Origin of the sequence: Streptomyces sp. NPDC059900 (assembly GCF_050270335.1) — a bacterium.
Classification (GTDB): Bacteria; Actinomycetota; Actinomycetes; order Streptomycetales; family Streptomycetaceae; genus Streptomyces.
Genome location: NZ_JBNNJZ010001087.1, coordinates 1 through 1,416 on the forward strand (window position 1 = coordinate 1; position 1,416 = coordinate 1,416).

The 1,416-nt window shown below is 69.3% G+C and carries 2 protein-coding genes; both read left to right on the plus strand.

Features of this window, described 5'->3' with window-relative positions; translation table 11 throughout:
* On the plus strand, positions 1–416 hold a 416-nt coding region (locus tag ACQKIP_RS47445), incomplete at its 5' end, for a carbohydrate ABC transporter permease (protein ID WP_427745868.1).
* 48 nt (positions 417–464) lie between these two features.
* The coding region (locus tag ACQKIP_RS47450) for a D-galactonate dehydratase family protein (protein WP_427745869.1) at positions 465–1,416 on the plus strand (952 nt) is incomplete at its 3' end.

Genomic DNA, 1,416 nt, shown 5'->3' on the forward strand with positions numbered 1-1,416 from the left:
ACACCGTCCTGGTGCTCAGCCACATGTTCGTCTCCGTGCCGCTGATCATGTGGATCATGATCAGTTTCTTCGCGGGCCTGCCGGTCGAACTCGAAGAAGCCGCCCGCACCGACGGACTGAGCGCGTTCGGCGCCTTCTGGCGCATCTCGCTGCCCCTGGCCGCACCCGGCACCGCGACCGCCTCGCTGCTCGCGTTCGTCTTCAGCTGGAACAACTTCATGTTCGCCCTTGTCTTCGCCGACGACCGCACCCAGACGGTGCCGGTGACCCTCTTCAACTTCATCTCGTACGCGAGCACCGACTGGGGCGGTCTGATGGCCGCCGCCACCCTGATCACCGTCCCCGTCGTCATCGCCGCCGTCGTCGGACAGAAGTACCTTGTGGCGGGCCTGACCTCGGGCGCCACCAAGGGCTGAGCGAGCCTCCTCGCCCTCACCACCCCCTGCACCGGAAAGAGCTCCTGTATGAAGATCGTCGACGCGAAGGTCGTCGTCACCAGCCCGGGCCGCAACTTCGTCACCCTGAAGCTGACGACCGACGGCGGCCTCACCGGACTCGGCGACGCCACCCTCAACGGCCGGGAACTCGCCGTCGTCAGCTATCTGACCGACCACGTCGCACCCCTGCTCACCGGCCGCGACCCGCACCGGATCGAGGACACCTGGCAGTACCTGTACCGCGGGGCCTACTGGCGGCGCGGCCCGGTCACCATGGCCGCCATCGCCGCCGTCGACGTCGCCCTGTGGGACATCAAGGCCAAGGCCGCGGGCCTGCCGCTCTACCAGCTGCTCGGCGGCGCCAGCCGCGAGCGGGTGCGCACCTACGGCCACGCCAACGGCCGCGACATCTCCGAACTCCTCGACTCCGTGCGGGCCAGGCTCGCCGAGGGCTATCAGGCGGTGCGCATCCAGTCGGGCATCCCCGGCCTGAAGGCCGTCTACGGCGTGCACAGCACCGACGAGAGCGGTGAAGCGGTCCTGCACCAGCAGGCCCGCCCCCTGGTGGAGGACTGGGACACCGACGCCTACCTGCGCCACACGCCCGCCGTCTTCGAGGCGGTCCGCGCGGAGTTCGGCGCCGAACTCCCGCTGCTGCACGACGCCCACCACCGCCTGAGCCCCATACAGGCGGCCCGGCTCGGCAAGGACCTGGAACCGTACCGCCCGTTCTGGCTGGAGGACTGCACCCCGGCCGAGAACCAGGAGGCCCTGCGCCTGGTGCGCCGCAACACCACCACGCCGCTGGCCATCGGCGAGGTGTTCAACACCGTGCACGACTACCAGGCCCTGATCACCGAGCAGTTGATCGACTACGTGCGCTCCGCGGTCACCCACTTCGGGGGTGTCACGCCGCTGCGCAAGCTCTTCGACTTCGCCGCGCAGTACCAGATCAAGAGCGCGGTGCACGGCCCCGAGG